General features: G+C 72.2%; 4 protein-coding genes. All 4 read left to right on the top strand.

The window, feature by feature from the left end:
* Positions 1 to 389: LPXTG cell wall anchor domain-containing protein (locus D455_RS0103355; RefSeq protein WP_017569356.1), on the top strand; the 389-nt coding region annotated here is incomplete at its 5' end.
* 321 nt (positions 390 to 710) lie between these two features.
* Positions 711 to 2,024 carry a hypothetical protein gene (locus D455_RS0103350; RefSeq protein ID WP_017569355.1) on the top strand — a complete coding sequence of 438 codons (1,314 nt, stop codon included), beginning with the start codon at positions 711 to 713 and terminating at the stop codon, positions 2,022 to 2,024.
* 704 nt (positions 2,025 to 2,728) lie between these two features.
* On the top strand, positions 2,729 to 5,584 hold the full coding sequence (gene topA, locus D455_RS0103345) for a type I DNA topoisomerase (RefSeq protein ID WP_017569354.1): 2,856 nt from the start codon (positions 2,729 to 2,731) through the stop codon (positions 5,582 to 5,584).
* A gap of 266 nt (positions 5,585 to 5,850) precedes the next feature.
* On the top strand, positions 5,851 to 7,959 hold the full coding sequence (gene tmk / locus D455_RS0103340) for a dTMP kinase (RefSeq protein WP_017569353.1): 2,109 nt from the start codon (positions 5,851 to 5,853) through the stop codon (positions 7,957 to 7,959).
* The last annotated feature ends 158 nt before the right edge of the window (positions 7,960 to 8,117 follow it).

The following is an 8,117-nucleotide window of genomic DNA, read 5'->3' as shown; positions in this document are numbered from 1 at the left end:
GCTCCTCCGTGGACGACGGTCCCGACGAGCCGGAGAAGCCCGAGAACCCCGACGAGCCCGAGAACCCCGAGAACCCGGACGAGCCCGGCTACGACGAGCCGGAGAAGCCGGAGAACCCGGACGAGCCCGGGGACGACAACCCCGGTTACGACAACCCGGGTGACGGGGGCGGCAACCCCGGCGGTGGTGGCGACAACCCCGGCGGTGGCGGTGACAACCCCGGTGGCGGCGGTGACAACCCCGGCAACGGTGGCGAGACCCCGCCCGAGCTCGCCCAGACCGGGACCGACCGCGGAGCCCTGAGCGGCCTGCTCGCCAGCGCCGCCGCCGCGATCGCCGCCGGTGCCGGACTGCTCCTGTTCGGCAGGCGCCGCGGCGTCCGGGCCTGATTCGGCCTCCCGGGCCGTTCGCGGCCCGGGGGCTGACGCGAGTCCCGTAGCACCGGCCGAGGCCATGTGCGCGGGGTTCACGTCAGCCGCCGCCCCACGGGGCGGGGCTGATCGACGGGGTGCGCGCGTCCGACCGCAACCAGCGGGGCGGATCCGCGGCGCACTCGCCCAGTACCGGCCGACACGCACCGCCCAGGTGCGCGGTCGACCGGAGGAAACCCCGGCCTCGGCCGAGAGGGCCCGCACCCCACCCAGGGGCGTGGAACGGCCCGCGGCCCGAGCACACACCTTCTCATCGACATGTTTGAAAGGACTTCCCACATGCGTAAGTGGGCCAGCACCTCCGCGAAGTCCGTGCTGTTGACAGCGGGCTTCGTCGCGCTGGGCAGCGGCGTGGCCTTCGCGGACAGCGGGGCCGTGACCAGTGGCAACGGCTCCCTCCTCGGGGGCAACCAGGCCGTCGTCAACGGCGACGTCCCCGTGAACGTCTCCGGCAACGCGGTCGGCGCCGTCCTGGGGACGGCCGGTGCCAGCAGCACCGGCGACGGCGCGGCCGTCGTCGGCCACGAGCACGGCCCCGCCACCTCAGGAAACGGCTCCGTGCTCGGCGGCAACCAGCTGGTCGTGGACGGCGAGGTCCCGGTCAACGTCACGGGCAACGCGATCGCGGCCGTGGCGGGCATCGCGGGCGCCAGCTCGACCGACAGCGGCGCCGCCGTGGTCGAGCACCACCACGGCCACGGGCACCACCACGGCCACCACGGCCACGGAGCCGAGGCCGCGACCAGCGGCAACGGTTCCCTCCTGGGCGGCAACCAGGCCGTGGTCGACCTGGACGTCCCGGTCAACGTCGCCGGTAACGCGATCGGCGCGGTCGGCGGCGTCGCGGGCGCGGCGGCCACGGACACCGGTGCGCTGGTGCACGACGGCCACGCGCACCGCCACCACCACTCCGCGCCCGCCGAGTACACGGCCATGGACCTGGTCGACGAGGCCGTGGAGAACGCGACCATCCTGCCGCTGCCCGACACCTCCGGTGTGGACACGGGCGTGATGCGCCAGTCGGCTCCGCGTGAGCACCAGTCCGTCGCCACCTCGGGCAACGGTTCCCTCCTCGGGGGCAACCAGGCCGTGGTCGACCTGGACGTCCCGGTCAACGTCGCGGGCAACGCGGTCGGCGCGGTCGGCGGCGTGGCCGGTGCGGCCTCGACCGACACCGGGGCCCTGGTCGCGGAGGACGAGGAGCACGTCGCCACCTCCGGCAACGGCTCCGCGGTCGGCGGCAACCAGCTGGTCGCCGACGGCGACGTCCCGGTCAACGTCTCCGGCAACGCCGTCGCGGCGGTCGCTGGCCTGGCCGGTGCCAGCAGCACCGACGACGGCGCCGCGGTCGTGCACCAGTCCTCCCCGCGCGAGCACCAGTCCGGCGCCCTGGACTCCCTGCCCGTCGTGAGCGAGCTGCCCGAGGTTCCGGTCTCGGAGGTGGTGCCCCTCGACTACGGCCTGAGCGAGACCACGCGGCAGGCCGTGGAGGAGCACGCCCCCGAGCACGCCGACCAGCTGCCCGAGTCCACCGGGATGAGCGCGACCGACCCGGTCAACGACCTGCTCGGCGCGGCGGGGGTGGGCCTCTAGCGAAAGGACGGGGAGCGGCACCCCGAGTGCCGCACACGTCGACCGGCGTGGTGGGTCGTCTCTCCGCACTCCCGTTCCGTGAGGAACGCGGTGGACTGCGGGAGCGTGGAGGCGACGGCCACCGGTCCGGGACGTGAACCGGGCCCAGCGGGTCATCTCTCCGCACTCCCGTTCCGTGAGGAACGCGGTGGACTGCGGGAGCGTGGAGATGACGGCCCCTGGTCCGGGACGTGAGCCGGGTGGTGGGAACGTCTTCGCGCTTCCGTTCCGTGAGGAACGCGGTGGACTGCGGGAGCGTGGAGACGACGGCCACCAGGCCCGGAACGTGAGCCGAGTCCTCCCGGAATATCCGGGAGGACTCGCCGCATTTGGGAGGAAGTAGGCACTTGACCACCCTCAAGTGTGGCGGAAGTCACTCCGGGGAACCGTTATGGGTGCTCGTCAGAGGCGGTGACGGTCAACTGGCCCGCGTTGCCGGGACGGCTCACGTACGCTACGGACCGGTACCGGTTCGGCGAGCGCTTATTCTGCGGATGCCGGTGGGTGTGGGCCGGGTGCCCACCCAGAGCGACGGGGCCCTCACGAGGGCTCCCGCCCGCGCACCGACGGGGGAGTGCCCGGAGTTTCGGTTACTGTCGGTTCCCACGGGATACCGAAGGACCGCGGCCGAATAGACCACGTAAGGCTAGACGTAGGGGAAGAGCGTGCCACCCACGAAGGGCAGCGCCGGCAAGAACGGCTCGAAGGACAGCGGACGGCAGGGGGCGGGGAACGCCCTCGTCATCGTCGAGTCGCCTGCCAAGGCGAAGACCATCGCCGGTTATCTGGGGCGCGGCTACGTCGTGGAGTCCAGCATCGGCCACATCCGTGACATGCCCAACAAGGCCGCCGAGATCCCCGCCAAGTACAAGGGACAGGCCTGGGCGCGGCTCGGGGTGGACGTCGAGGGCGACTTCGAGCCGCTCTACGTCGTCAACACCGACAAGAAGGCACACGTCAAGAAGCTCAAGGAGCTCATGGCGGACGCCGACGAACTCCTCCTCGCCACGGATGAGGACCGCGAGGGCGAGGCGATCGCCTGGCACCTGCTGGAGGAGCTCAAGCCCCGGATCCCCGTCCGCCGCATGGTGTTCAACGAGATCACCAAGGACGCCATCCAGCGCGCGGCCCACAACACCCGCGACCTCAACACCCGCCTGGTCAACGCCCAGGAGACCCGGCGCATCCTGGACCGCCTCTACGGCTACGAGGTCTCGCCCGTGCTGTGGAAGAAGGTCATGCCGAAGCTCTCGGCGGGCCGCGTGCAGTCCGTGGCCACCCGCCTGGTGGTCGAGCGCGAACGCGAGCGCATGGTGTTCACCTCCGCGGAGTACTGGGACATCAAGGCGCTCTTCGACGCCACCGGGGCCGGTGCGGCCGACGGCCCCTCGGCCTTCCCCGCCACGCTCGTCTCCGTGGACGGCACCCGCGTCGCCGTGGGCCGCGACTTCACCCCGCAGGGAACACTGCGCGCCGACCGCGACGTCCGCCAGCTGGACGAGGCCGCGGCGCGCGGCCTCGCCGAGCGCCTGGCCGGTGCCGGGTTCGCGGTCACCGCGGTGGAGCGCAAGCCCTACCGCCGTTCGCCCTACGCGCCGTTCCGCACCACCACCCTCCAGCAGGAGGCCTCCCGCAAGCTCGGCCTGTCCGCCAAGCAGACCATGCAGGTCGCCCAGCGGCTCTACGAGAACGGCTACATCACCTACATGCGTACCGACAGCACCACGCTGTCGGACAGCGCGGTCAACGCCGCCCGTTCCCAGGTCCGCAGCCTCTACGGCGGCGACTACCTGCCCGACAAGCCGCGCGTGTACGCCAAGAAGGTCAAGAACGCCCAGGAGGCGCACGAGGCGATCCGCCCGTCCGGCGACACCTTCCGCACGCCCTCCCAGACCGGACTGACCGGCCCCGAGTTCCGCCTCTACGAGCTGGTCTGGAAGCGCACCGTCGCCTCCCAGATGAAGGACGCGGTCGGCGAGTCCGTCACCGTGCGCATCGAGGGCACCTCCTCCGGGGGCGAGGTCGCCGAGTTCACCGCGACCGGCAAGGTCATCACCTTCCACGGGTTCCTCAAGGCCTACGTGGAGGGCTCCGACGACCCGGCCGCCGACCTGGACGACCGCGAGCGCCGCCTTCCCGCGATGTCCGAGGGCGACCCGCTCAAGGCCGAGAACCTGGAACCCGAGGGGCACAGCACCCGCCCGCCCGCGCGCTACACCGAGGCCACCCTGGTCAAGGAGCTGGAGGAGCGGGAGATCGGCCGCCCCTCCACCTACGCCTCGATCATCGGCACCATCCTGGACCGCGGCTACGTGTTCAAGAAGGGCACGGCGCTGGTGCCGTCCTTCCTGGCCTTCGCCGTGGTGCAGCTGCTGGAGCGGCACTTCGGCAACCTGGTGGACTACGAGTTCACCGCGCGCCTGGAGGACGTGCTCGACGACATCGCCCGGGGCGAGGCCGAGAGCCTGCCGTGGCTGCGCCGCTTCTACTTCGGGGGCGAGGACACCGAGGGCCGGCAGGAGGCGGGGCTCAAGGAGCTGGTGGGCGACCGCCTCTCCGACATCGACCCCAAGGAGGTCAGCTCCCTGCCCCTGCCGGGCACCGACATCGTGCTGCGGGTGGGGCGCTACGGCCCCTACCTGGACCGGAACGGCGAGCGGGTGAACGTGCCCGAGGACCTGGCACCGGACGAGCTGACCCTGGAGAAGGCCGAGGAGCTGTTCGCCCAGCCCAGCGGCGACCGTGAGCTGGGCACCGATCCGGAGACCGGCCGCGCGATCGTGGCCAAGACCGGGAGGTTCGGCCCCTACGTCACCGAGGTGATCGAGGAGCCGGAGGCGGCCGAGGGCGAGACCAGGGGCAAGGCGAAGAAGGCGAAGGTCAAGCCGCGCACCAGCTCGCTGCTGAAGTCGATGAGCCTGGACACCGTCACCCTGGACGACGCGCTGCGCCTGCTGTCCCTGCCGCGCGTGGTCGGCCAGCTCGACGGCGAGGACGTGACGGCCCAGAACGGCCGGTTCGGGCCCTACCTCAAGAAGGGCACCGACAGCCGTTCCCTGGAGACCGAGGAGCAGATCTTCACGGTCACCCTGGAACAGGCCAAGGAGCTGTTCGCCCAGCCCAAGCAGCGCGGGCGCCGTGCCGCCGCACCGCCGCTGCGGGAACTGGGTGAGGACCCGGCCTCGGGCGCCAAGATGGTGGTCAAGGACGGCCGGTTCGGTCCCTACGTCACCGACGGGGAGGTCAACGCCTCCCTGCGCAAGGGTGACGAGGTGGAGTCGATCACCGACCAGCGGGCCGCCGAACTGCTGGCCGAGCGCCGGGCCAAGGCCCCCGCCAAGAAGAAGCCCGCGGCCAAGAAGACCACGGCGAAGAAGAGCACCACCACGAAGAAGACCGCCGCCAAGAAGACCGGTACCGCGACGAGGACGGCGGCGAAGAAGGGCACCACGACGAAGACGGCGGCGAAGAGGGCCCCGGCCGGCGAGGACGGCGCGTCCGGCACCGCTTCCGAGGAGTAGGGGCGGTCCGGGATTCGTCCCCCGGACCCCTCCGCGCGTAGGCTCACCCGGGCGGACCCCGACGGGGCGCCCGGGTGAGTACCATCTTCGGTGTTCACCCCGTGTGGACGCACACTCACCCCTGTTCGGAAATGTTCTTCCGTACTACTCTGGGTGGGACTGATGGGGGCACGGAAACGTGTGCGGGCCCCGGAGGTATCCACCGAATCTGAGGCGGGCACTCGTCCCGCCGTTCCCTTTCCCCCTCACCGATAATCTTGAGCGCTATGAGCAGATCTGCACCCCTGGGAGCGCCGTCCGAGGCGCGCGACGTCCTTGCGATCACACCCTTCCGAAGGCTGTGGATCTCGCTCTCCCTCTCCAGCCTGGGCGACTGGCTGAGCCTGCTGGCCCTGATGTCCCTGGCCGCGATCTTCACCGCCGACGGCTCCCAGCTCGTCCGGTACCTGGCCGTCAGCGGCGTCGTGGTGATCAAGCTCGCTCCGTCGATCCTGCTGAGTCCCCTGGCGGGGGCGGTCGCCGACCGCCTCGACCGCAAGTGGACGATGGTGGTCGGCGACGTCCTGCGCGGCCTCCTGTACGTCTCCATCCCGTTGGTGGGCCTCCTCCTCTCCGGCTTCGCCCTGGAGTGGCTGCTCATCGCCAGCCTCCTGGCCGAGGTCGTCGCCCTGTTCTGGGCGCCCGCCAAGGACGCCACGGTCCCCAACCTGGTGCCCCGCAAGCTGCTGGAGCAGGCCAACCGGCTCGGCCTGCTCACCACCTACGGGACCGCCCCCGTCGCGGCGCTGCTGTTCGCCGCCCTGGCCTCCGCCAGCAACGTGCTCGGCGCGTTCCTGCCCTCGGTGGCCAGTCCCGAGGCGGACGCGGCCCTCTACCTCAACGGCCTCACCTTCCTCATCGCCGCGATCGTCGTCGCCGGGCTGCCGATCCCCAAGCACCAGCCGTCCAAGGACAGCGAGAGCGAGACCCGCGACAGCGGCATCCTGCGCTCCGTGTGGACGGGGCGGCGCCACGCGGGCGGCACGCCGCCCGTGCGCGGCCTGGTCCCGGGTATGCTCGGCGCCCTCGCCGCGGGGGGAGCCGTCATCGGCGTCGGGCGCGTCCACGTCGAGAGCCTGGGCGCGGGCAACGCCGGTTTCGGCGTGGTCTTCGCCGCGGTCTTCGCGGGCATGGCCCTGGGCGTGCTCGCCGGTCCCCGGATCCTCAAGCAGTTCAGCCGCAGGCGCCTGTTCGGCCTGAGCATCGCCCTCGCCGGCCTGGCCCTGCTGTTCGCCGGCGCCGTCGCCGACATGGTGCTCACCGCCGTGCTCACTGCCCTGCTCGGCGTGGGCGCCGGTATCGCCTGGGTGACCGGGCTGACCATGCTCGGCCAGGAGGTGGAGGACGAGTACCGGGGCCGAGGCTTCGCCTTCCTGCACGGCGCCGCCCGCATCGTGCTGCTCGTCGCGACCGCGCTCGCCCCCCTGGTCGCCGGGCTCGTCGGCGACCACGCCGTCCCGCTCGGCGCCCTCACCTACGACCTGCGCGGCGGCGGCGTCGTCCTCATGGCCTCCGGCCTGCTCGTCGTCGTCCTGGCGCTGGTCTGCTACCGCCAGATGAACCGCCGGGACGACCCCGAGGCCGGTCCCGGCCTGCTCCCCGAGCTGTTCGCGGCGCTGCGCGGCGTGGCGATCCGCGAGGAGGAGGACGAGGAGTCCAGGCCCTCCGGCGCGTTCATCGTCGTCGAGGGCGGCGAGGGCGCGGGCAAGTCCACCCAGGTGCGCGAGCTGACGGTGTGGCTGCGCGACCAGGGGTTCGAGGTGATCGGCACCCGCCAGCCGGGCGCGACCAAGCTCGGCATGCGCCTGCGCGGCCTGCTCCTGGACCGGGAGAACTCGCACATCACCCCGCGCGCCGAGGTGCTGCTGTACGCCGCCGACAAGGCCGACCACGTCGAGCAGGAGATCCTGCCCGCGCTGCGGCGCGGCGCGGTCGTCATCAGCGACCGCTACGTGGACTCCCTGCTCGCCTACCAGGGTGCGGGCCGGGACCTGTCGTCGGACGACATCCGCGGTATCAGCGACTGGGCCACCCAGGGCCTGCGGCCGGACCTGACGGTGCTGCTCGACGTGCGCCCCGAGGACGGCCTGTCCCGGCTGGGCGGCCCCGCCGACCGGATCGAGGGCGAGTCGGCGGAGTTCCACGACCGGGTCCGCAGGGGCTTCCTGGAGCTGGCCAGGGCCGATCCCGAGCGCTACCTGGTGCTGGACGCCCGGGAGCCCCGGGAGAAGATCACCCGCGAGATCCAGCGCCGGGTGCGGTCCCTGCTGCCCGACCCGGTTCCCAGCGGTTCGGAGGCGGTCACCGGCATGATCCCGGTGATCAGGAACGACTGAGCGGTACGGCACACGCGGGAGGGGCCCCTCCGGCCACGGAGGGCCCCCTCCGTGGCCACGGGCCCCGCTGGCGGTTCGGCGACTCCCCGGGCCGGGACCTGTCGGGGTCGGCCCGGACGCCCACGCGGCCGCCGCCGGGCCCGTCCCTCCTCGACCGG

Origin of the sequence: Nocardiopsis halotolerans DSM 44410, assembly GCF_000341065.1 — a bacterium.
Lineage (GTDB): Bacteria > Actinomycetota > Actinomycetes > Streptosporangiales > Streptosporangiaceae > Nocardiopsis > Nocardiopsis halotolerans.
Note: the sequence above shows the minus strand (reverse complement) of the source record. Positions and strands in the feature narration are given on the sequence as shown.

What these genes read in the sequence shown, in the direction of transcription:
- D455_RS0103350 (WP_017569355.1), top strand. Translation starts at nt 711, where the DNA reads ATGCGTAAGTGGGCCAGCACCTCCGCGAAGTCCGTGCTGTTGACAGCG.
- tmk (WP_017569353.1), top strand. Translation starts at nt 5,851, where the DNA reads ATGAGCAGATCTGCACCCCTGGGAGCGCCGTCCGAGGCGCGCGACGTC.